Annotated in this window: 20 protein-coding genes; 5 read left to right on the top strand and 15 right to left on the bottom strand. The window is 71.9% G+C overall.

The genetic code is table 11. The features are described from left to right. Positions 1-49: 49 nt before the first annotated feature. Positions 50-1,597 carry an apolipoprotein N-acyltransferase gene (lnt, locus tag HNR19_RS10590; protein ID WP_179667889.1) on the bottom strand — a complete coding sequence of 516 codons (1,548 nt, stop codon included), beginning with the start codon at positions 1,595-1,597 and terminating at the stop codon, positions 50-52. 469 nt (positions 1,598-2,066) lie between these two features. Here lnt and HNR19_RS10585 point away from each other — a divergent pair, with 469 nt between their 5' ends. Beyond that, positions 2,067-3,410, top strand: coding sequence for a DUF6421 family protein (locus HNR19_RS10585; RefSeq protein ID WP_179667888.1), 1,344 nt, complete (start codon positions 2,067-2,069; stop codon positions 3,408-3,410). Beyond that, positions 3,407-4,474, top strand: coding sequence for a threonine aldolase family protein (locus HNR19_RS10580; RefSeq protein WP_179667887.1), 1,068 nt, complete (start codon positions 3,407-3,409; stop codon positions 4,472-4,474). The genes HNR19_RS10585 and HNR19_RS10580 overlap by 4 nt, the downstream gene beginning before the upstream one ends. On the opposite strand, the gene HNR19_RS10575 is transcribed toward HNR19_RS10580, so the two are convergent. Beyond that, complete coding sequence (locus tag HNR19_RS10575; RefSeq protein ID WP_179667886.1) at positions 4,464-4,928, bottom strand: AsnC family transcriptional regulator; 465 nt, start codon at positions 4,926-4,928, stop codon at positions 4,464-4,466. The two genes, HNR19_RS10580 and HNR19_RS10575, sit on opposite strands and share 11 nt — an antisense overlap. Positions 4,929-5,001: 73 nt before the next feature. Between HNR19_RS10575 and HNR19_RS10570 the strand changes: the two genes are divergently transcribed. Beyond that, positions 5,002-5,907, top strand: a complete 906-nt coding sequence (locus tag HNR19_RS10570; RefSeq protein ID WP_179670199.1) for a 5'-3' exonuclease — start codon at positions 5,002-5,004, stop codon at positions 5,905-5,907. Here the strand turns inward: HNR19_RS10570 and HNR19_RS10565 are convergent. The 9 genes from HNR19_RS10565 to pafA are packed head-to-tail and all read right to left on the bottom strand — an operon-like array spanning position 5,904 to position 15,614. Continuing rightward, positions 5,904-8,690: a DEAD/DEAH box helicase gene (locus tag HNR19_RS10565; RefSeq protein ID WP_179667885.1), complete on the bottom strand. Its 2,787-nt coding sequence runs from the start codon at positions 8,688-8,690 to the stop codon at positions 5,904-5,906. The genes HNR19_RS10570 and HNR19_RS10565 overlap by 4 nt on opposite strands. Beyond that, on the bottom strand, positions 8,687-9,559 hold the full coding sequence (locus tag HNR19_RS10560; protein WP_179667884.1) for a YegS/Rv2252/BmrU family lipid kinase: 873 nt from the start codon (positions 9,557-9,559) through the stop codon (positions 8,687-8,689). Before HNR19_RS10560 ends, HNR19_RS10565 begins: the two co-directional genes overlap by 4 nt. Positions 9,560-9,579: 20 nt before the next feature. After that, the gene (locus HNR19_RS10555) at positions 9,580-10,005 is read right to left on the bottom strand and encodes a hypothetical protein (protein ID WP_179667883.1); all 426 of its coding nucleotides are present in this window, start codon (positions 10,003-10,005) and stop codon (positions 9,580-9,582) included. Further along, on the bottom strand, positions 10,002-10,844 hold the full coding sequence (tatC, locus tag HNR19_RS10550; protein WP_179667882.1) for a twin-arginine translocase subunit TatC: 843 nt from the start codon (positions 10,842-10,844) through the stop codon (positions 10,002-10,004). Before tatC ends, HNR19_RS10555 begins: the two co-directional genes overlap by 4 nt. A 32-nt stretch (positions 10,845-10,876) precedes the next feature. Then, a complete protein-coding gene (gene tatA / locus HNR19_RS10545; protein ID WP_218910208.1) occupies positions 10,877-11,152 on the bottom strand; it encodes a Sec-independent protein translocase subunit TatA in 276 nt (91 codons plus the stop codon). Between the two features lie 58 nt (positions 11,153-11,210). Continuing rightward, positions 11,211-12,218 carry a WYL domain-containing protein gene (locus tag HNR19_RS23510; protein ID WP_179667881.1) on the bottom strand — a complete coding sequence of 336 codons (1,008 nt, stop codon included), beginning with the start codon at positions 12,216-12,218 and terminating at the stop codon, positions 11,211-11,213. Further along, complete coding sequence (locus tag HNR19_RS10535; protein ID WP_179667880.1) at positions 12,215-13,174, bottom strand: helix-turn-helix transcriptional regulator; 960 nt, start codon at positions 13,172-13,174, stop codon at positions 12,215-12,217. The genes HNR19_RS23510 and HNR19_RS10535 overlap by 4 nt, the downstream gene beginning before the upstream one ends. A 43-nt stretch (positions 13,175-13,217) precedes the next feature. Next, complete coding sequence (locus HNR19_RS23505) at positions 13,218-14,228, bottom strand: FKBP-type peptidyl-prolyl cis-trans isomerase (protein ID WP_179667879.1); 1,011 nt, start codon at positions 14,226-14,228, stop codon at positions 13,218-13,220. A 24-nt stretch (positions 14,229-14,252) separates the two neighbouring features. Then, complete coding sequence (gene pafA / locus HNR19_RS10525; RefSeq protein WP_179667878.1) at positions 14,253-15,614, bottom strand: Pup--protein ligase; 1,362 nt, start codon at positions 15,612-15,614, stop codon at positions 14,253-14,255. A gap of 48 nt (positions 15,615-15,662) precedes the next feature. Between pafA and HNR19_RS10520 the strand changes: the two genes are divergently transcribed. Beyond that, positions 15,663-17,111, top strand: a complete 1,449-nt coding sequence (locus HNR19_RS10520) for an FAD-dependent oxidoreductase (protein ID WP_179667877.1) — start codon at positions 15,663-15,665, stop codon at positions 17,109-17,111. Between the two features lie 6 nt (positions 17,112-17,117). On the opposite strand, the gene prcA is transcribed toward HNR19_RS10520, so the two are convergent. From prcA to dop, 4 genes are read right to left on the bottom strand one after another with little or no spacing between them, the layout of a single operon-like run. Next, positions 17,118-17,981 carry a proteasome subunit alpha gene (gene prcA, locus HNR19_RS10515; RefSeq protein ID WP_179667876.1) on the bottom strand — a complete coding sequence of 288 codons (864 nt, stop codon included), beginning with the start codon at positions 17,979-17,981 and terminating at the stop codon, positions 17,118-17,120. A gap of 1 nt (position 17,982) precedes the next feature. After that, positions 17,983-18,846: a proteasome subunit beta gene (gene prcB, locus HNR19_RS10510; RefSeq protein ID WP_179667875.1), complete on the bottom strand. Its 864-nt coding sequence runs from the start codon at positions 18,844-18,846 to the stop codon at positions 17,983-17,985. After that, positions 18,843-19,040, bottom strand: a complete 198-nt coding sequence (locus HNR19_RS10505; RefSeq protein WP_179667874.1) for a ubiquitin-like protein Pup — start codon at positions 19,038-19,040, stop codon at positions 18,843-18,845. Before HNR19_RS10505 ends, prcB begins: the two co-directional genes overlap by 4 nt. A gap of 19 nt (positions 19,041-19,059) precedes the next feature. Continuing rightward, entirely contained in the window at positions 19,060-20,568 is a 1,509-nt protein-coding gene (gene dop, locus HNR19_RS10500; protein ID WP_179667873.1) for a depupylase/deamidase Dop, read from the bottom strand. A gap of 67 nt (positions 20,569-20,635) precedes the next feature. On the opposite strand from dop, the gene HNR19_RS10495 reads away from it, so the two are divergent. Then, entirely contained in the window at positions 20,636-21,442 is an 807-nt protein-coding gene (locus HNR19_RS10495) for a DUF1206 domain-containing protein (protein ID WP_179667872.1), read from the top strand.

Raw genomic sequence — 21,442 nt, 5'->3', positions numbered from 1 at the left:
GACGACCCGACCCAGGCTGCGGGGCTGGTCGTGCGCGAGGGTGCTGTGCTCAGTCAACGTGTGCCTCTTCGTCCGCGGGACCGCCCGCGGGCGCGAGCGACCCGGCATGATCCCGCCTTCGACGGTACGCGATCGCGCCGTACACGAGACCGATGACCGACAGGACGGTGAACATCCGCCCCGGCAGCGCCCCGAGGCGGACCGCCGGCGACACCTGGTCGACGAGCCCGACCTCCTCGACGAGCGTCGCCGCGGTGCGCGGGTCGGCCGTCGCGACCACGGTGCCGTCGGGCGCGATCACGCCGGAGCGCCCGTTGGGCGAGGCGACCACGAGCCACCGGGCGGACTCCATCGCCCGCAGCCGGGTGATGGCGAACTGCTGCTCGATCTGGTTGGTGAAGATGAAGCTGGCGTTGCTCGTCTGGACGGTCAGCAGCTGCGCGCCCTCCCGGATCTGGTCGCGCGCCACGTCGTCGTAGGCGACGTCGAAGCAGATGGCGTCCGCGATCTCGATGCCGGCGACGCGCAACGGGCTGGTGCGGGTGCCGCTCTTCATGTCGCGGCTGATCAGCGCGAGCTGCCCGAACTCGGGGTTCCAGATGTCCCGGAACGGGATGTACTCGCCGTAGGGCACCGGGTGCTGCTTGGTGTAGCGGTCCCCCGGCCCGCTCTCGGGGTCCCACACGATGCCCTGGTTGAGCACGTGCTCGGTGCCGTCGTCGGCGAGCCCGCCCACGACCACGGGCACGCCGACCGCCGCGACCGCCTCCCGGATGCCCTGGTTGACCTCGGCGTCGACGAACGGGTCGACGGCGGTGGCGTTCTCGGGCCAGAGCACGAAGTCCGGTGCCGGGACGTCACCCGCGGCGACGTCCTCGGCGAGCTCGACCGTGCGGTCGACGTGGTTGCGGGTGACCTGTCGGTGGTCCCACAGGATGTTGTTGGCCGGGCCCGGCAGGTTGCCCTGGATCGCGGCGACGGTCACCGAGCCGGTCGTGTCGACGTCGTAGGGACGGACGGTCGGCACCAGGAGCAGCGCGACGACCGCCACCAGCCCGAGCGCCGGCGCCCGCCAGCCCGTCCGGGCCTGCGCGGCCTCGACGAGCGTCGCGAGCAGGAAGCCCGTCAGCACGACCAGGAACGACAGCCCGGTGAGCCCGACGTACGGCGCCGCCGGGGCGACCGGGGTGTCGACGACGGCGAAGGACACCCGCCCCCACGGCATGCCGCTGAACGGCCAGGTGCTCCGGATGCCCTCCATCGCGGTCCACGCGGCGGCGAGCCAGAGCGGCCAGGCCGGCAGCCGCCGCAGGAGCGGCACGGCGAGGCCGAGCAGGCCGTAGAACAGCGACTCGATCGTCGACAGGGCCAGCCAGGCGTCCGGGCCGATCGAGCGGCGCATCCACTCGATGTGCGTGAAGTAGAACGCGACGCCGAAGACCAGCCCGACCAGCCCGGCCCGGCGGACGCGGAGCCCGCTGGTCGCGAGCGCGAAGCCCGCGACGCCGAACGGCAGCAGGTAGGGCAGCGCCAGCGGCTCGAACGAGGCGGCGAGGAGGAGTCCGCTGCCGATCGCGAGGAGGAGGCGGAGCGGCACGGGCCGAGACTAGTCGGCGAGCCCTGGACACCTCTGCCCGGGCACGGAAGGGCCCTCTTCACCTTCGGACCATCCGCTACCCGACCGGCTGCCGGGGCCCGGACGTTGTCTAGGGGGAAGAGGGCCCTTCCGTGTCGCTCTCGAGGGGCGAACCGACCTCCGCGAACCACGGCGAGAAGATGTTGGCGCTACATCCCCCGACCACGGCCACTCGGACGTCGGTCCACGGACCTCGACCTGCACGAGCGAACGGTCACGTACTCTGGCGAGCCTTGCCGGGAGTGTCAACCGGCCCCTGACCTGCGAGAACACACGAATCCGCAGGTCAGCGCGGGGGCCGCGAGCGAGGAAAAAGTTGGAAAAACTCCGCGGCGTCCGGCGTGTCGCTTGCGACGCGCCGCGGAGCGGTCCGTACGGCGACGGCGCGTCGTACTTGAGTCTGCAGCAGGGATGTCGCACGATAGGCCCCATGAGCGCAACGATCTACGGCCAAACCGTCGTTACGGCGGAAGATGTTCAGTGGCAGAGCCTCCGAGGCGCCGTGACCGCTCTCCAGGGCCTGCAGGCCGCCGACGGCTCCCTCGAGCCCGGCGCCGACCGCTCCCGGGCCGCCCAGCTGGTGGCGACCGTCTGCGACGCGGTCGAGGCGCTCTCCCCCGCGCTCCCGCACGACGCGGCCTACCACGCAGCCCTCGTGACCGACCTGCGTCGCTGGGTCGAGGGCGGCTTCGGGGTGCCCGACTTCCTCGACTCGCTCTCCGCGTTCCACCCCAGCCGCGACCGCGCCGACGGCCGCGTCCACCTCGTCGTCTTCCCGATGTACACCCAGAACGGCACCCCCGACCGGCGGTTCGAGGCCGTGCTGGTGCGCGAGGTGTGGCCCGCCTGGCTCGCCGCGATCGAGGCCGAGCGCTACGACAACCCGATGTTCGTCCCGATCGCGTTCGAGGACTTCACCGCCGGCTACGACACCCACTCGGCAGTGCTGTTCCCCGAGACGGTGTCGGTGCGCGAGACGCCCTCGTCGTACTCCTGGGGCGCGATCTTCTGCGACCGCGAGGCGGCGCGCTTCCGGCAGGTGTCGGCCGCCTCGGTCGAGCTGCTCGGGATGGACCTGCCCGAGGACGTGCGGGGCCTGCTCGACGACCAGGAGCGCTGCCAGGAGGCGTTCGTGCTGTGGGACATGGTCCACGACCGCACCCACAGCCACGGCGACCTGCCGTTCGACCCGTTCATGATCCGCCAGCGCCAGCCGTTCTGGATGTACGGCCTCGAGGAGCTGCGCTGCGACCTGACCGCGTTCAAGGCCGCCGTCGGCCTCGAGGCCGAGGGCCTGCCCCAGGCTCGTGACGTGCAGGTGGCCGTGCTCTTCGACCGGCTCTTCCGGTTCCCCGTGACCGGGTCGCGCACGCGCAACTACGACGGTCTCGGCGGCCAGCTCCTCTTCGCCTACCTGCACAAGCACGACGTGGTCCGCTGGACCGACAACCGGCTCACGATCGACTTCGACCGGGTCGCGCCGGTGACCCAGGAGCTGTGCGCCCGGATCGAGAAGTTCTACCGCGACGGCATCGACCGGCCGAAGGTCGTGCACTGGCTGGCCGGGCACGACCTCGTCAGCGAGTTCCTGCCGCCGCACCCGGGCTCGCGGTGGGCGCGTCGCGACCTCGACTGGGACAAGCTGCCCCGCGAGCTCGTCGACGACGTGATGGCCGACGAGTTCCCGCTGTCGATGTTCTACGAGGCCCTCGCGAAGAAGCTGCGCGGGGTCGTTGAGGCGACCAAGGGTGTGACCGGCAGAATCGCTTCATGACGATCCAGCGACGGCACGACCCGGAGCGGCGCCTCTTCGCGTCCGACAACTACGCAGGAGCGCACCCGGAGGTCCTCGAGGCGATCGCCGCCGCCAACGGCGGCCACCAGACGTCGTACGGCGACGACGCCTACACGCAGGCGCTGGGCGACCTGTTCGCCCCGCACTTCGGCGAGGGCGTCGCGGCGTACCCCGTGTTCAACGGCACCGGCGCCAACGTGGTGGCCCTGAGCGCCGCCGCCGACCGCTGGGGGGCTGTGGTGTGCTCCGACGTGGCCCACATCCACACCGACGAGGCGGGGGCCCCCGAGAAGGTCGCCGGCCTCAAGCTCTACCCGGTCGCGGCGCCGGACGGGAAGCTGACGCCCGAGCTCGTCGCGCGTGCGGCGTGGGGCTTCGACGACGAGCACCGCGCCAAGCCGCAGGTCCTGTCGATCACGCAGTCGACCGAGCTCGGGACCGTCTACACGCCGGCCGAGGTGTCGGCGCTCGCCGAGCACGCCCACGGCCTCGGCATGGCCGTGCACATGGACGGCGCCCGGGTCGCCAACGCCGCCGCCTCGCTCGGCGTGCCCGTCCGTGAGTTCACGACCGACGCCGGCGTCGACCTGCTGTCGTTCGGCGGCACCAAGAACGGGATGCTGTACGGCGAGTGCGTGCTCGCGCTCAACCCCGACCTCGACCGTGGGCTGCTGCGCATCCGCAAGCACAGCATGCAGCTCACCTCGAAGATGCGCTTCGTCTCGGCCCAGATCGAGGCGCTGCTGACCGACGACCTGTGGCTGCGCTCGGCCGCCCACGCCAACGCCATGGCGGCCCGCTTGGCCGAGAAGGCCGCAGCGGTGCCGGGCATCTCGCTCGAGCACCCGGTCCAGGCCAACGGCGTGTTCGCCCGGCTCCCCGTCGAGGTCGCCAACGCCGCCCGCGAGGCCGGCTACCTGTTCTACGACTGGACGCCCGACGGCCAGGTGGTGCGGTGGATGTGCTCGTTCGACACCACCGAGGACGACGTCGACGGCTTCGTCGAGGCGCTGGCCGACGCCAGCAAGCGGCTCAGCCCGTGACCGGTCGGTTCTCGTAGTACGTCGAGAGCACGATCGTCGTGCGGGTCGACACGTTCGCGGCCGCGCGGACGCGGGCGAGCAGGTCCTCCAGCTCGACGGGTGAGGTCGTGCGGACCTTGATGATGTAGGACTCCTCGCCCGCCACCGACCAGCACGACTCGATCTCGGGCATGCCCTCGAGGCGCCCCGGCGCGTCGTCGGGCTGGGAGGGGTCGATCGGCCGGATCGCGATGAACGCGGTGAGGGGGAGCCCGATCTCCGCGTGGTTGACCGTGGCGCCGTAGCCGAGGATCAGGCCGCGCTGCTCGAGGCGCTTGACCCGCTGGTGCACCGCGGAGGTGGACAGGCCGGTCGCCTTGCCGAGGTCGGTGTAGGACATCCGCCCGTCGGTCGCGAGCAGCTCGAGGATCTGGCGGTCGGTGCTCTCGACACCGCCTGCGCTGCTCTGGCTCACGCGGTCACCCTAGGGCATCCGGTGGGTGGCACACCCTACGATTCAGCGGGTGAACGCCTCTGCCGGGCGGCTGATGCTGCTGGACACCGCCTCCATGTACTTCCGCGCCTTCTTCGGGTCCCCCGAGATCCTCTCCCCCGACGGCACCAACGTGAACGCCGTCCGAGGACTGCTGGGCTACATCTCCTCCCTCGTCGAGCAGTACCGCCCCAGCCACCTCGTGTGCTGCTGGGACGACGACTGGCGCCCCGCCTGGCGCGTGGAGCTGCTCCCGACCTACAAGGCGCACCGCGTCGTCGCGGAGGTCCCCTCGGGACCGGACGTCGAGGAGGTGCCCGACCCGCTGGAGGCCCAGGTCCCGATCATGCGCGAGGTGCTCGCGGCGTTCGGGATACCCGTGGTCGGCGCGCCCGGCTACGAGGCCGACGACGTGATCGGCACGCTGGCCACCGGCGCCGGCATGCCCGTCGACGTCGTGACCGGCGACCGCGACCTCTTCCAGCTCGTCGACGACGCCGCGGGCGTCCGGATCCTCTACATCGGCAAGGGCGTCGGCCGGCATGAGCGCGTCGACGAGGCCTGGGTGCTCGCGAAGTACGCCGTGGCCGCGTCGCAGTACGCCGACTTCGCCACCCTGCGCGGCGACCCGTCCGACGGCCTGCCCGGCGTGAAGGGCGTCGGCGAGAAGACCGCTGCGACGCTGCTCCAGCGGTTCGGCGACCTGCCCGGCCTGGTCGCCGCCGCCGACGACCCGACGAGCGACCTGGCGCCCGGGCCGCGGCTGAAGATCAAGGAGGCCGCCGACTACCTGCTCGTGGCTCCGAGGGTGGTCGCGGTCGCGCGCGACCTGGACCTGCCGCGCGGCGACGCGCTGGCGCTGCCGTCCGCCCCGGCCGACCCGGACGCGCTCGAGGAGCTCACGGAGCGGTGGGGGCTGGGGTCGCCGGTGGAGCGGCTGGTGAAGACGCTGGCGGGCTAACCCGGCAGCACGATCCCCCGCCGGATCAGCTCGATCAGCTCCCGCGCGGTCTTGCGGACCGGCGTACCGGCGCCGGCGTCGGCGATCTGCCCTGCGAAGTCGACCAGCTGCTTCATCTGGCGCACGAAGTCGCCGGCGGTCAGGTCGGCGCGCGTGAGCAGGCCGTCGAGGTCGTCGCCCTCGGCCCACCGGTAGGCCGTCCAGGCGAACCCGGCGTCGGGGCGGCGGAGGAAGTCGAGGTGGTGGTCGCGCTCGAGCTGCTCGAGCTGGGCCCACAGCCGGTGCATCGCGTCGATGGCGGTGGCGACCGCGCCGCCGGGCACCGACGGCGGCGCCTCGTCGGGCCGCCGCGCCTCGTAGACGAGCACGGAGAGCACGGCGCCGAGCTGCGAGGGCGACAGGTCGTCCCAGAGGCCGCTGCGCAGGGCCTCGGCGGCGACCAGGTCGAGCTCGGAGTAGATGCGCATCAGGCCGCGGCCGCGATCGGTGACGTGGACGTCCTCGCCCTCGCCGGCCAGGTAGCCGAGCGCCTCGAGCACCTCGCAGACCCGGTCGAACTGGCGGGCCACGGTGTTGGTGCGGCGCTCGATCCGGCGCGCGAGCACCTGGCTGTCGCGGCCGAGCTTGAACCACCGCTCGGCCCAGCGTGCGTGGTCCTCGCGGTCGGAGCAGCCGTGGCAGGGGTGCGCCTTGAGCTGGGCACGCAGCCTGCCGACCTCCGCGGCCGTGCCGTCGTCGAGCTCGGCCTTCCCGCCCCGCGGGTGGGTGACGGAGAGCGGCAGCGCGTGGACGGCGTTCTTGACCGCGTCGGCGAGCTGGCGTCGCTGGCCGGCGTTGCGAGCGTCGAACTTCTTGGGCACCCGCACCTTCGCGACCGGCTCGACCGGCGTCGGGAAGTCGGGCAGCGCCAGGCGGCGGGCCTGCCGCTCCGAGGTGACCACCTGCGGCCGGTGACCGTGCTCGGAGAGGCCCGGGTCGAGCACGACCGCGGGACCGGCGTACTTCCCGGCGGGGACGACGATCACGTCGCCCGGGCGCAGCTTCTCGAGCGACATCGCGGCGTCGGCGCGACGGTCGGCACGTCGGGCGCGGCTCGCCTCCTTCTCCAGGTCGCTGATCCGGCGGCGCAGCGCGGCGTACTCCATGAAGTCGCCCAGGTGGCACGTGGCGGCCTCGACGTACCCTTCGAGCGCTTCCTCGGCCTTGCGCAGCTGGCGGGCCAGACCGACGACGGCCCGGTCGGCCTGGAACTGGGCGAAGGACTGCTCGAGCAGCTCCCGAGCGCGGTGCCGGCCGAACTGGTGCACCAGGTTGACCGCCATGTTGTAGGACGGCCGGAACGACGACCGGAGCGGGTAGGTGCGCGTCGAGGCGAGACCCGCGACCTCCCGCGGGTTCATGCCCGGCTGCCAGAGCACGACGGCGTGGCCCTCGACATCGAGCCCGCGGCGTCCGGCCCGCCCGGTGAGCTGGGTGTACTCCCCCGGCGTGATGTCGGCGTGGGTCTCGCCGTTCCACTTCGAGAGCTTCTCGAGCACGACGGTGCGCGCCGGCATGTTGATGCCGAGCGCGAGGGTCTCGGTCGCGAACACGACCTTGACCAGCCCGCGGAGGTAGAGCACCTCCACGACCTCCTTGAACGCCGGCAGCATCCCGGCGTGGTGCGCGGCGACGCCGCGGGAGAGCGCGTCGAGGAACTCGTGGTAGCCGAGCACGTTGAGATCGGCGTTGGGCAGTGAGCCGAGCTGCTCCTCGACGTAGGCGACGACCTCGTCGCGCTGCTCGGCCGTGTTGAGGCGCAGGTTGGCGTCGAGGCACTGCTGGACGGCCGCGTCGCAGCCTGCACGGCTGAAGATGAACACGATCGCCGGCAGCAGTCGCTCGCGCTCCAGGCGGTCGATCACGTCGACCCGGCTGGGGATCCAGACCCGGCGGCCGTTGCCGACCGAGCGCGGGTTCTTCGACGACCCGGGCTTGCCCTTGCGCGGCGAGCGCCGGTCGCGCATCAGCCGGCTGCTCGCCCAATCGTCGCGGGCGATCCGCATCAGCTCGTCGTTGACGGGCGCTCCCTCGCGCACGAAGCCCGCGGCCGCGTCGACGTCGGAGGACGCGAACAGGTCGAGGAGACGGCGGCCGACCATCACGTGCTGGTAGAGCGGAACCGGGCGGCGCTCCGCGACGATCGTCGTCGTCTCGCCGCGCACGGTCTCGAGCCACTCGCCGAACTCCTCGGCGTTGGAGACGGTGGCGGACAGGGAGACCACCGACACCGACTCGGGGAGGTGGATGATGACCTCCTCCCAGACCGCGCCGCGGGACCGGTCGGCGAGGTAGTGCACCTCGTCCATCACGACGAACCCGAGGTCGACGAGCGTGCGGGAGCCGGCGTAGAGCATGTTGCGCAGCACCTCGGTGGTCATCACGACCACCGGGGCCTCGCCGTTGACGCTGGTGTCACCGGTGAGCAGGCCGACCCGGTCCGCTCCGTAGCGGGCGACCAGGTCGGCGTACTTCTGGTTGGACAGCGCCTTGATCGGCGTCGTGTAGAACGCCTTGCGGCCGGTCTCCAGCGCGAGGTGCACGGCGAACTCGCCGACGACGGTCTTGCCGGAGCCTGTCGGCGCGGCAACCAGGACACCGCGGCCGTCCTCGATCTCGCGGCACGCGTCGACCTGGAACTCGTCGAGGTCGAACTCGTAGCCGGCGACGAAGTCGCGGAGCACGGGGTGCTCCTTGTCGCGCCGGTAGGAGGCGTAGCGCTCGGCGGGGCTGGCGTCGGTCATACGAGCACCTGCACGGCGCCGGGGACGCACTCGACGGTCAGCGGCAGCGGGCCGAAGCGCTCGCCGTCGGCGTACCCCACGATCCCGGCCGAGGCGACGGTGACGCGGCGGACGCGGTGCCGCTCGTACTGCGGGTGGTGGACGTGGGTGCCGCTGAACAGCTTGGGATAGGTGCGCACCAGCTCCCAGCGGCTCATCGGCTTGATGACCACGACGTCGAGCAAGCCGTCGTCGACCAGGGCCCCTTCGGTGATGCGCAGCCCGCCGCCGAAGGACGGGCCGTTGCCGACGGCCACGAGCATGGCGTCGAGCGTGCGGGTCTCACCGTCGAGGTCCAGGACGTAATGCAGCGGCTCGAACGTGCGCAGCTCGGCCAACGTGGCGAGGTTGTAGCGCATCTGGCCGCGGGGCCAGGTCATCTCGTTGGCCCGCTCGTTGACGACGGCGTCGAAGCCGGCGGCGAGCACCGTGGCGAAGTAGCGGTCGCCGATCCGGGCGAGGTCCATCGGGCGCGGCCGCCAGGCCAGCAGGTGGTCGGCCGCCGCGGCCGGGTCGTCGCGGGGCACGCCGAGCACGCGTGCGACGTCGTTGCCGGTGCCCGCGGGCAGCACGCCGAGAGGTACGGCGCTGCCGGCCAGCGCCTGGACGGCGATGTTGACCAGCCCGTCGCCCCCGCACGCGACCAGCGCGTCGGGGCCGTCGGCGACGGTCTTGAGCGCCAGGTCGAGCGCCTCGTCGGCGTCGCGCCCGGCGACGTGCCGCAGGCGCCAGCCGGCCGCCTCGAGCCGTGCGGCCGCTGCGTCGCGGACCCGTGCGCCCCGGCCCTTCCCCGCCGTGGGGTTGGTCAGCACGACGACATCACGGGACACGTGTCGAGCCTACTGGCTCGCTATCCGCCGCGGTCCCAGCCACCGCCCTCACGGGCCACCCGGAGCCGGACGCAGAAGTGGTCCGGTGGCGCGCCGACCGCCTTGGCGAGCCGGCCGACGGCGTCGAGCACGCGGGGTGCGGGGAAGTCGGTGCCGGGGGCCCCGAGCGTGAGCCGGCCGTCGCGGTCGACCAGGTGCACCTGCCCGCCGCGCCACGCCTGGTGGATCAGCACCCGGGTCGGCTCGTCGACCACGATCGCCGGGTAGGCGACGTCGGCGGCCAGCAGGTCGCACGGCACCTCGGTGCCCGACACGTCGCTGCGCAGCGCACCGGGCACGATCCCGTGCTCGAGGCGGCCCACGGCGTGCCAGGTCACCTCGTCGACGCCGAGCCACTCGGGCAGGTCGAACGGGTCGACCTGGGTGCACGCCGCGATCGGCCTCACGGGTCGATCTCGGAGAGCTCGTCGGGCGACAGGCCGGCGTTCGGACCCTTGTCAGACCGGCGCCGGTCGTTGAGGCGGGCGATGACCTCGGAGATCCCGAACAGGACGACCATCGGGATCGCCATGAACGACATGGTGAACGGGTCGCCCGACGGCGTCGCCACCGCGGCGAAGACGAAGGTGCCGACGATGATCCACGGCCGGTAGGCGCCGAGCGCCTTGCCGGAGACGACGCCTGCGAGGTTGAGCATCACCACGAACACCGGGATCTCGAACGCGATGCCGAAGGCCAACAACGTCCGGGTGAAGAACGTCAGGTAGTCGTTGAACTCCACCAGGTTGGTGAGATCGGACTGGGTGAACCCGATGAGGAGCTCCAAGCCCTTGGGCAGGGTGAGGTAGCCGAGGGCGATGCCGCCCAGGAACAGGGGGCCGGCGATCACGGCGAAGATCGCCGACCACTTCTTCTCGTTGGAGTGCAGGCCGGGGAGGATGAACGCCCAGATCTGGTAGAGCCAGATGGGGCTGGTGCCGACGATCGCGGCGAGGCTGCACAGCTTCAGGTACAGGATGAAGCCGCCGGCGACGCCACTCGTGGTGGCCATCGTGCGCTCGGCGCCGAGCTCCTCCCGCGCCTGCTGGTAGGGGTCGTTGATGACGTCGAAGATCTGGTCGAAGAAGAACAGTGCGACGACGAACGCGATCGCGATGGCGAACGCGCACTTCAGGATGCGAGCGCGCAGCTCCCGCAGGTGGTCGGACAGCGCCATCCGCCCGTCGGCGCCGACGGGGTGGACCGGCTTGCCGACGAAGAGCTGGACGACTCCGGTGAGCGACAAGTCAGGTTCTGCTGGGTCGGGACGTCAGCGGGTCAGTTGTTGGTCTCGCGACGCGGCTCGACGATCTCGCCCTCGGCGACGCCGTCGTCGGCGGCGTTGAGCTCGCCGGCGGGCTTGGCCGGAGGGGCGTCGTCCTTGTCCTTGTCGTCGTCACGCAGACCCTTCGTCTCGGTCTTGAAGATGCGCAGCGACTGGCCCGTCGCGCGCGCCAGGTCAGGCAGCTTCGCCGCGCCGAACACCAGGATCACAATGGCCAGGATGATGATCCACTCCCAGCCGTTGGGCATTCCGATCAGGGGAAGGGACATCTCAGGCGACCAACTCTCGAGAATCGAAGGGGACGTACTCCCACATGGTACGCCGCGCTCAGGCATAGAGAGCGAGCGTGTCCCGTGCCGAGGCGGTGAAAGTCTCCGTGAACTCTTCGGGTGCGACGACGGAGGCGTACGGCGCCAGCCGCAGCAGCAGCCGGGTGACCCACCGGACGTCGCTCACGACCATGTCGACCTCGAGCGAGCCGTCGTCATGGCGGCGGACGTCCTGGACCGGGTAGTAGTCGGGCACCCAGTCGGCCTCCCGCCCCAGCCGCAGGGTGACGGTGGTGCCGGCGGTGGGCGACTCCCCCGCCAGCAGGCCGGAGGTGACCTCGCGCGGCGGCTCCGGGTCGGTCTCGACCGGGCTGTCGAGCACCTCGGCCGCGTCGATCCGGTCGAGCCGGAAGAACCGCATCGCGCCCGCGGAGTGGCACCACGCGTCGAGGTAGGAGAAGCGGCCGGAGGTGACGATCCCGCGCGGGTCGACCACGCGCTCCGACAGCTCGTCGCGGGACGGCACGTGGTAGGTCAGCCGCACCTGCCGGCCCGCCGCCACCGCGCGCTCCAGCGCCGCGGCGAGGGCCGCGAGCTCGGTCTCGGACGGCTCGGTGGCGATGGCCAGGGTCCGCGCCTCCGCCGCGCTCGCGGCGGCCTGCTCCAGCTTGGCGAGGACCGAGTCGACGACCGCCCGGGTCGCGACCGGGGACGACTCGCGCAGCGAGTGGAGGGCGACGACGACCGCCGACGCCTCGGTCGGGCTGAGCCGCATCGGCCGCGCGAGGTAGTCGGCGTTGTCGATGCGGATGACGCCGGCCGAGACGGGGCTGCCGTCGTCGTGCTCGATCGCGTCGAGGTCGACGTCGATGAGGTCGTCGGGCAGGCCGCCCGGCAGGCCGCACATGAAGAGGACCTTGAGGTCGTCGAGCACCTGCTTGGGCGAGGTGCCCAGGAGAGCGGCGGCGTCGTCGAGGCGCACCTGCTCGCGCTGGTGCAGGAACGGCACGAGCGTGAGCAGGCGGGCGACCTGGTCGCGGGCGCCCGGTGCGGGTGCGGGCTTCACGCCACCACCGCCCGGAGCCGGCTCACGAGCTCGGCGCGCAGCGACTCCGGCTCGACCAGCACCACGTCGGGGCCGTGGTAGAGCACCAGGTCGACCAGGCCCCGGTGCGGCCGGTCGAGGTCGATCCGGTCCCACTCGTGGGTCCCGTCCGGACCCTCGACGCCCGGAGTCACGCTCGTGGCGCGTCGGCGGAAGGTGTGCCCGGTGTCCTTGCGGGCGAGCAGCACCGCGTGCGGGGCCGCGGGCTCCGGGGCGAGCCGCTCGATGACCGCGCGCAGGTCGGTGTCGGCAGGGACCGTGTAGGCGTGCGGCTCCCCCACCAGCGCCACCTCGCCGACCACGCGGTCGAGGCGGAAGACGCGCTCGGCGTCGCGGTCGGTGTCGTGGCCCACGACGTACCACCGGCCCGCGGAGCGCACCACGCCCCAGGGCTGCACGTGCCGCAGCCGGGTGTCGGTCTCGTTGGGCCGCTGGTAGCGGAACTCGATTGCCGTTCGCTCGCAGACCGCCTCCCAGCAGCGCGCGAACGCCGGCTCGTCGGCCGTGGTCGGCTGGGCGATGTCCAGCGCGTTGAGGTCGAGGTCGGCGCCCGCGGCGGTGAGCTTGCGGACCGCGTCGGTGGTCGCCTGGGCCATCGTGGCGTGCTGCCAGGCGCGCGACGCGAGGGCGACGACCGCGGCCTCCTCCGGCGTCAGCGACACGTCGGGGAGCGCGAACTCGTCGACGGGGATCCGGTAGCCGACCTCGTCGTCGAAGAGCGGGTCGATCGTCGCGACCTCGACCGGTACGCCGAGGCTGCGCAGCTCCTCCTTGTCGCGCTCGAACATCTTCTCGAACGCGTCATGGCGCGAGTCGGCGTACAGCAGCTCCCGGATCCGGTCCTTGGCGATCGGTCGCCGCTGGACCAGCAGCATGATGAGGAGGTTGAGCAGCCGCTCGCTCTTGGGGGCGGGCATGGTCCCTAGTCTGCCCGTTCGCTCGGGAGGCGACCGTTGATTTTCAGGCCGCGCCCAGGACGTCGACGACGAAGTAGAGGATGTCGTCGCCCTTGATGTCGGGCTCCTGGCCCTTCTTGCCGTAGCCCTTGGCCGGCGGGATCTCGATGATCACGCGGCTGCCGACCGGCACCCCGACGAGACCCTCGGACCAGCCGTCGATGACGTTGATGCCGCCGCCGGTGACCCCGGCACCGACGTTGACCGCCAGCGGCTCCTTGTCCTCGCCGTAGCTCTGGTCGAACGGCTCCTCGCCGCCCCAGGTCTGGCCCAGGTAGTCGACGACCGCGAGGTCGCCCTTCTCGACCGGCTCGCCGTTGCCCTCGAGCAGGGTGGTCACCCGGACCTCCTCGCCCTTGACGTCGGGCTTGGGGATGCCGCTGCTGTCGAGGCCGGTCGGTACGCCGCCCTCGCCCTTCTCCAGGGTCGGGGCCCACGCGGCGGGCGTCTTCGGCGCGGGCGTCGGGCCGGGCCGGACGACCGAGCTGAGCTCGACGACCGCGGCGACGCCGTCCTCGTTGCCGACGCCGAGCTCGACCACGTTGAAGTCGGCCCACTCCTTGTCGGACTCGAGCACGACGGCGTACCGGGTGCCGACCGTCGTCTCGTCGGCCTTGACCTGGTCGGCGACGAGCTGCACGACCAGGTCGCTGGCGACGGTGGGCTCGGCCTTGGCGCCGACCTCGAGCTGCGACGCGGCCAGGTCCTCGCCGAACGTGTCGTAGGTGACCCGCTCGTCCCAGTCGTTGGAGACCGCGACGTTGACCAGGACCTTCTGGCCCTTCTTCAGCACCGGTCCGTCGCCCTCGCTCAGCACCTCGGTGACGGCCTCGTCGGCCTCCAGGTTGGCGTCCCACGAGAACTCGGGGGTCTCGCCCGGCTGGCCGGTGATCTCGACGGCGTCGAAGCCCTGAGCCGTCTCCTCCTCGGGCTCGTCGCCGCAGGCGGCGAGGGAGAGCGCGAGGACGGGCAGGGTCACGAGGGCCGCGGCGCGGCGGGCGGGTCGGCTGAGCACGGCCGAAACCTTACAAGTAGTGCCTTACATCCCGTCGATGAGTCGCTGAACCCGCTCGTCGTAGGCCTTGAACGGGTCCTTGCACAGCACCGTGCGCTGCGCCTGGTCGTTGAGCTTGAGGTGCACCCAGTCGACGGTGAAGTCGCGGCGCCGCTCCTGGGCCTTGCGGATGAACTCGCCGCGCAGGCGGGCGCGGGTGTTCTGCGGCGGCACCGACTTGGCCTCGAAGATCTTCAGGTCGCTGGTCACCCGGGCGACAGCGCCCCGCTTCTCGAGCAGGTAGTAGAGCCCGCGACCGCGGTGGATGTCGTGGTAGGCCAGGTCGAGCTGCGCGACCCGCGGGTGGCTCAGCGGCAACCCGTGCTTTGCGCGGTAGCGGTCGATCAGCTTCCACTTGATCACCCAGTCGAGCTCGCGGTCGACCAGGCCGAGGTCGCCCGACTCGAACGCCTTGAGCCCGCGCTCCCACAGGTCGAGGGAGCGCTCGATGGTCGGCGTGCTGATACCGCGCCGGTCGACGAACTCGCGGGCCTTGGTGAGGTACTCGGACTGGATCTCGAGCGCGCTGGCCTCGCGGCCGTTGGCGAGCCGGATCTTGCGGCTGCCGGAGACGTCGTGGGAGATCTCGCGGATCGCCCGGATGGGGTTCTCGAGGGTGAGGTCGCGCATGACGACCCCCTCCTCGATCATCCGCAGCACCAGGTCGCAGCTGGCGACCTTGAGCATGGTGGTCGTCTCGCTCATGTTGGAGTCACCGACGATGACGTGCAGCCGGCGGTACTTCTCGGCGTCGGCGTGCGGCTCGTCGCGGGTGTTGATGATCGGGCGGCTGCGTGTCGTCGCGCTGCTGACGCCCTCCCAGATGTGCTCCGCGCGCTGGCTGATCGAGTACGACGTCCCGCGCGGCGTCTGCGTGACCTTGCCCGCGCCGACCACGATCTGCCGGGTGACCAGGAACGGGATCAGCACGTCCGCCAGCCGGCTGAACTCTCCCGAGCGGCCCACCAGGTAGTTCTCATGGCAGCCGTAGGAGTTGCCCGCGGAGTCGGTGTTGTTCTTGAAGAGGTAGATCTCCCCCGCGATGCCCTCGTCGTGGAGACGCTGCTCGGCGTCGAGGAGCAGCCCCTCGAGCACCCGCTCCCCCGCCTTGTCGTGGGTGACGAGGTCGACGACGTCGTCGCACTCGGGCGTGGCGTACTCGGGGTGGCTGCCGACGTCGAGGTAGAGGCGGGCGCCGTTGCGCAGGAAGACGTTGCTGGACCGCCCCCAGGACACCACCTTGCGGAACAGGTAGCGCGCCACCTCGTCGGGGCTCAGCCGACGCTGCCCCTTGAACGTGCACGTGACGCCGTACTCGTTCTCGATCCCGAAGATCCGGCGGTCCATGACCAAACCCTACGGGGTGATGCGCCACCCCGGGGGTACCCCGACAACATGGCCGAGACCTCGTCCGACACCAATGCCGACACCCGCGCCGATCACACCTCCGTCTGGCTGGACCGCCCCCGGGCTCCGCACCCACCGCTCCAGGAGGACCGTGCCTACGACGTCGCGGTCGTCGGCGGCGGGCTCACCGGCCTCCTGACCGGGCTCCTGGTGGCGCGCAGCGGCCTCTCCGTGGTCGTGCTGGAGGCGCGCCAGGTGGCCGACGGGGCGACCGGCAACACGACGGCGAAGGTCAGCCTGCTCCAGGGCACCAAGCTCAGCCGGGCCCTGGCCTCGAGTCCCCCGTCGGCGGTCCGTTCGTACGTCGAGGCCAACCGGGAGGGCCAGGCGTGGCTCGCGCGGTTCTGCGACGACCACGGGGTCGCGACCCAGACGCGTCCGGCCTACACCTTCGCGACCACGCGGCTCGGCGAGATGCGCGCCCAGGCGGAGCTGTCCACGGCCCGCCTCACCGGCCTCGACGTCTCCTGGGAGACCGAGACCGAGCTCCCGTTCCCGGTCCGCGGCGCGGTGCGCCTCGCCGACCAGCTCCAGCTGCACGCGATGGACCTCGTCGACGCGATCGTCTCCAACCTGATCTCGGAGGGCGGTGACCTCTACGAGCGCACCCGCGTGGTGGACGTACGGCGCCTCGACCGCGGCGCCGAGGTCGTGACCGAGACGGCGACCGTCACCGCGCGACACGTCGTCCTGGCGACCAACCAGCCGATCCTGCTGCGCCACGGGTTCTTCGCCCGCGAGAAGGCCAACCGGTCCTACGCAGCCGCGTTCACCTCACCGTGGACCCCGCACGGGATGTACCTGTCCTCGGACCCCACCACGCAGTCGCTGCGCTCGCTCCCGGTGCCCGGTGGCGACGAGCTGCTGCTCGTCGGAGGCTACGGCCACCCGACCGGGCGCAGCCGGTCGCCGCAGCGACACCTCGACCGGCTGGTGCACTGGGCGCGCTCGACGTTCAGCGGCAGCAGCCTCACCCACACCTGGTCCGCCCAGGACCAGGCGACGGCCACCGGGCTCCCCTACGTCGGGCCGATGCTGCCCCGCGACCGGACCGTGCTGCTGGCGACGGGGTTCGACAAGTGGGGGTTCACCAACGCGCCCGCCGCCGCGCTGCTGCTCGCCAAGACGATCCTCGAGCGCACCGTCGGCGGTGAGAAGCCGCGCTGGGGCGGTGCCTTCGCCACGTGGAGCCCGCGCGAGGTCGCGGGCGCGCCCCGCACCGCCGTCTTCAACGCCGAGGTCGGCGCGCAGATGGCGGCAGGGGTCGCCAAGCGGGTGGCACCCGGGCGCGAGGCGCTGGTCTGCTCCCACCTGCAGGGCGTCGTCCGCTGGAACGACGCCGAGCAGTCCTGGGACTGCCCGCTCCACGGCTCCCGGTTCACCGCCGACGGGGACGTGCTGGACGGCCCCGCGATCTGCGGCCTGCGGAAGGCGTAGCCCCCGTCAGAGCGGCGGCGCCACCGGGGGCTCTCCGCTGCCCGGGTCCTCCAGCGGGGGTACGTCGCCGCTGACCTGGTCGGTCGGGTCGTCGGGCGCGTCGGTCGACGGCGCGGTCGAGGCCGAACCCGGGTCGCCGTCCTCCGGCACCGGCGGCGCGTGCTCAGCCGGGCCGCGCTCGCCGAGGAGCTCCTCGAGCCGGGCGGGCCGGATGCGCGCGAACTTGCGCGGCTGCACCCGGGTGCGGTCGAGGACCGCCACCTCGAGGTCGGTGACGGGGATGACCCGGTCCTCGCTCGTGCTGTGACCCAGGGCGGCCACCGCGACGCGGAGCGCGTCGTCGAGCGAGCAGCCCTCGCGGTAGTGCTCCTGGAGATAGCCGGCGACGGTCTCGGCGTCGCCGCCCATGACCGCGAACCCGTGCTCGTCGCCGACCCGGCCCTCGTAGGTCAGCCGGTAGATCTGGTCGGCCTCGGGGGTGTCGCCGATCTCGGCGACGAAGATCTCCACCTCGTAGGGCTTCTCGCCGCCACTGGAGAAGATCGTGCCGAGGGTCTGGGCGTAGGCGTTGGCGAGCCCGCGTCCGGTGACGTCGCGGCGGTCGTAGGCGTAGCCGCGCATGTCGGCCAGCCGCACGCCCGCGATGCGCAGGTTCTCGAACTCGTTGTAGCGGCCCACCGCGGCGAACGCGATCCGGTCGTAGATCTCGGAGACCTTGTGCAGCGCCTGCGACGGGTTCTCGGTGACCATCAGGACGCCGTCGGCGTACTGGACGGCCACGAGGGACCGACCGCGCGCGATGCCCTTCCGGGCGAAGTCGGCCCGGTCCTTCATGAGCTGCTCGGGCGAGACGTAGAACGGAGTGCTCATCTCAGGCCTCCTCCCCGCTCGTCGGGCCGGTCAGCGGGGCCAACGGACCGTCGGGACGCACCATCCGGCCGCCGACCACCCGGTCGGCGATCGCGGCCACCTCCTCGTCGGTCAGGCGAGCGCCGCCGTCGGCGGTGACCACCCAGACGACCGGGAAGATGCGGCGGGTGAGGTCGGGCCCGCCCGTGGCGGAGTCGTCGTCGGCCGCGTCGTAGAGGGCCTGGAGGCAGGCGCTCACGGCCTCCTCGGGCGTCAGGTCGTCCCGGTAGAGCTTCTTGAGCGCACCGCGGGCGAAGAGCGAGCCGGAGCCGACGCTGAAGAACGAGGTCTCCTCGTGGCGGCCGCCCGTGACGTCGTAGCCGAAGATCCGGCCGATCCCGCGGTCGAGGTCGAAGCCGGCGAACATCGGCACCACGGCGAGGCCCTGCATGGCCATGCCGAGGTTGGCGCGGATCAGCGCCGAGAGCCGGTTGGCCTTGCCGTCGAGCGAGAGCACCGAGCCCTCGATCTTCTCGTAGTGCTCGAGCTCGACCTGGAACAGGCGGACCATCTCGACCGCGAGCCCTGCCGTGCCGGCGATGCCGACCACGGAGTACTCGTCGGCCGGGAAGACCTTCTCGATGTCGCGCTGCGCGATGACGTTGCCCATCGTCGCGCGGCGGTCACCGGCCATCACCAGGCCGCCGGGGAACGTCGCCGCCACGATCGTGGTGCCGTGCGGGGCGATGTCGGCACCCGACTGCACCGCGCCGGCGGGCAGCGACTTGCGTGCCGGGAGGAGGTCGGGCTTGTGCTCGGTGAGGAAGTCGCTGAAGGAGGAGGTGCCCGGCTGCAGGAAGGCCGCCGGGATGCGCGCGTCGGTCACTCGCCACCCTTCTGGATGAAGGACTTCACGAAGTCCTCGGCGTTGGACTCGAGGACGTCGTCGATCTCGTCGAGGATCGCGTCGACGTCGTCGTCGAGCGCCTCCTTGCGCTCGGCCACGCCCTCCTCGGGCGCGACCTCGGTCTCCTCGACCTCCTCGGAGGACTTGCGAGGCTGCTTCTGCTCCTGGGCCATGACTGAACCCTACCGACCCCTACCGACTCAGGGCAGCGACCAGCTCGGCGGCGGTCTCGGATTCGTCGATGAGATGGCCCACGTGCGCCTTGCTGCCACGCAGCGGGTCGATCGTCGGCACCCGCTGGAGCGACTCCCGGCCCGGCAGGTCGAAGATCACCGAGTCCCACGACGCGGCGGCGACGTGGGCGGCGTACTTGTCCAGGCAGCGGCCCCGGAAGTAGGCGCGGGTCTCGACCGGCGGCTCGTGCATCGCCGCCTCGACCACGTCGTCGGTGAGCAGCCGCTGCATCCGGCCGGCCTTGACCAGCCGGTGGTAGAGGCCCTTCTCCGGGCGGATGTCGGAGTACTGGTAGTCGATGAGCTGGAGCTTGGCGTCGTCCCAGGCCAGGCCGTCGCGGGAGCGGTACTGCTCGAGCAGCTTGAGCTTGGCGACCCAGTCGAGCTGATCGGCCAGGGACATCGGGTCGCGCTCGAGCCGGTCGAGCACGTCCTCCCACCGTGCCAGCACGTCGAGCGTCTGCTCGTCGGCGTCGGTGCCGAGGCGGTCCTCGACGTACTTCTTGGCGAGGTCGAGGTACTCGAGCTGGAGCTGTACGCCGGTCAGCTTCCTGCCGTCGGCGAGCGTCACCGTCTGCTGGAGGCCCGGGTCGTGCGAGAGCGCGCGGAGCGACGACACCGGCGTGTCGACCGTGAGGTCGCGGCCGATGAACCGGTCCTCGATCATCGCCAGCACCAGGGAGGTGGTGCCGATCTTGAGGTAGGTGGAGATCTCCGACAGGTTGGCGTCGCCGATGATGACGTGCAGCCGGCGGTACTTCTCCGGGTCGGCGTGCGGCTCGTCGCGGGTGTTGATGATCGGGCGCTTGAGCGTCGTCTCGAGCCCCACCTCGACCTCGAAGAAGTCGGCGCGCTGGCTGATCTGGAAGCCCTCGTCGCGGCCGTCCTGGCCCCGGCCGACGCGACCGGCGCCGGTGATCACCTGACGGCTGACGAAGAACGGCGTGAGGTGCCGGACGATGTCGGCGAACGGCGTCGACCGCCGCATCAGGTAGTTCTCGTGGGCGCCGTAGGACGCGCCCTTGTTGTCGGTGTTGTTCTTGTAGAGCACGATCGACGGGTTGCCCGGCAGCTGCGTGGCCAGCTTGGCGGCGTCGAGCATCACCAGCTCCCCCGCCTTGTCCCAGCGGACGGCGTCGAGGGGCGTCACCACCTCCGGCGTGGAGTACTCCGGGTGCGCGTGGTCGACGTACAAGCGGGCGCCGTTGGTGAGGATCACGTTGGCGAGGCCGAGGTCCTCGTCGGTGAGCTGGGTCGGGTCGGCGATCTGGCGGGACATGTCGAACCCGCGGGCGTCGCGCAGCGGCGACTCCTCCTCGAAGTCCCAGCGGGCGCGCCGCGCGCGGACCGTCGCCGAGGCGTAGGCGTTGACGACCTGGGACGACGCGACCATGGGGTTGGCCGTCGGCTGTCCCTGGACCGAGATGCCGTACTCGACCTCGGTGCCCATCACTCGGCGCACACTCATGCGTCCAGACTACGGCGTGGATGCTCCTGCGCCCGCTGGGTAGTGACAGAGCACCAAGGAGGAGCCCATGACCGCAGCCGCCGATGCGCGCGAAGCCCGGGACCATCCCGCGCTCGAGTGGCCGGCGCGCTTCGGGATGGCGGCCTACGGCGTCGTCTACGCGCTCGTGGGGTGGCTCGCGGGGCACTTGGCACTCGGCGACCGGGAGGGCGGCGCGTCGGGGCAGGGCGCGCTGCACGAGATCGCCGAGCAGCCGCTGGGCGCCGTGTCCCTCTGGCTCGCCGCCGGCGGCCTGGCGGCCCTGGCCGTGTGGGAGGCGTGCCAGGCGGTCGGCGGCCACCGGTCCGACGAGGGCGTACGGCGCTGGGGCGCCCGCGCGGCCTCGGCCGGGCGCGGGACGGTGTTCGCCGTGCTCGCGGTGCTCGCCGTGATGACCGCGCTCGGCGACTCCGGGGGCGGCGGCAGCGACGGGCTGACGGCGGACCTGATGTCGATGCCGCTGGGCCCCGCGCTGGTGGTCGCCCTCGGCGTGGCGATCGTCGGCGTCGGCCTGGGCAGTGCCTACAAGGGCCTCAGCGGGCGCTGGCGCAAGGACCTCGAGGTCGACGGGCAGACCGGCACCGTCGGCAGCCTGGTGACGGCGCTCGCCCGCACCGGCTACGTCACCCGGGCAGCCGCCTTCGGCGTGGTCGGCGGACTCTTCGTGTGGGCCGGGCTCACCCACGACGCCGACAAGTCCGGTGGTCTCGACCAGGCGATCGTGCGCCTGCGGGACGAGCCCTACGGACCGTGGCTGCTGCTCGTCGTCGCGATCGGGCTCGCCTGCTACGGGGTCTACCACGTGTTCCGCGCGTGGTACCTGCGCGGCGCCTGA

This window comes from Nocardioides thalensis (assembly GCF_013410655.1).
GTDB classification, from domain to species: domain Bacteria; phylum Actinomycetota; class Actinomycetes; order Propionibacteriales; family Nocardioidaceae; genus Nocardioides; species Nocardioides thalensis.
Note: the sequence above shows the minus strand (reverse complement) of the source record. Positions and strands in the feature narration are given on the sequence as shown.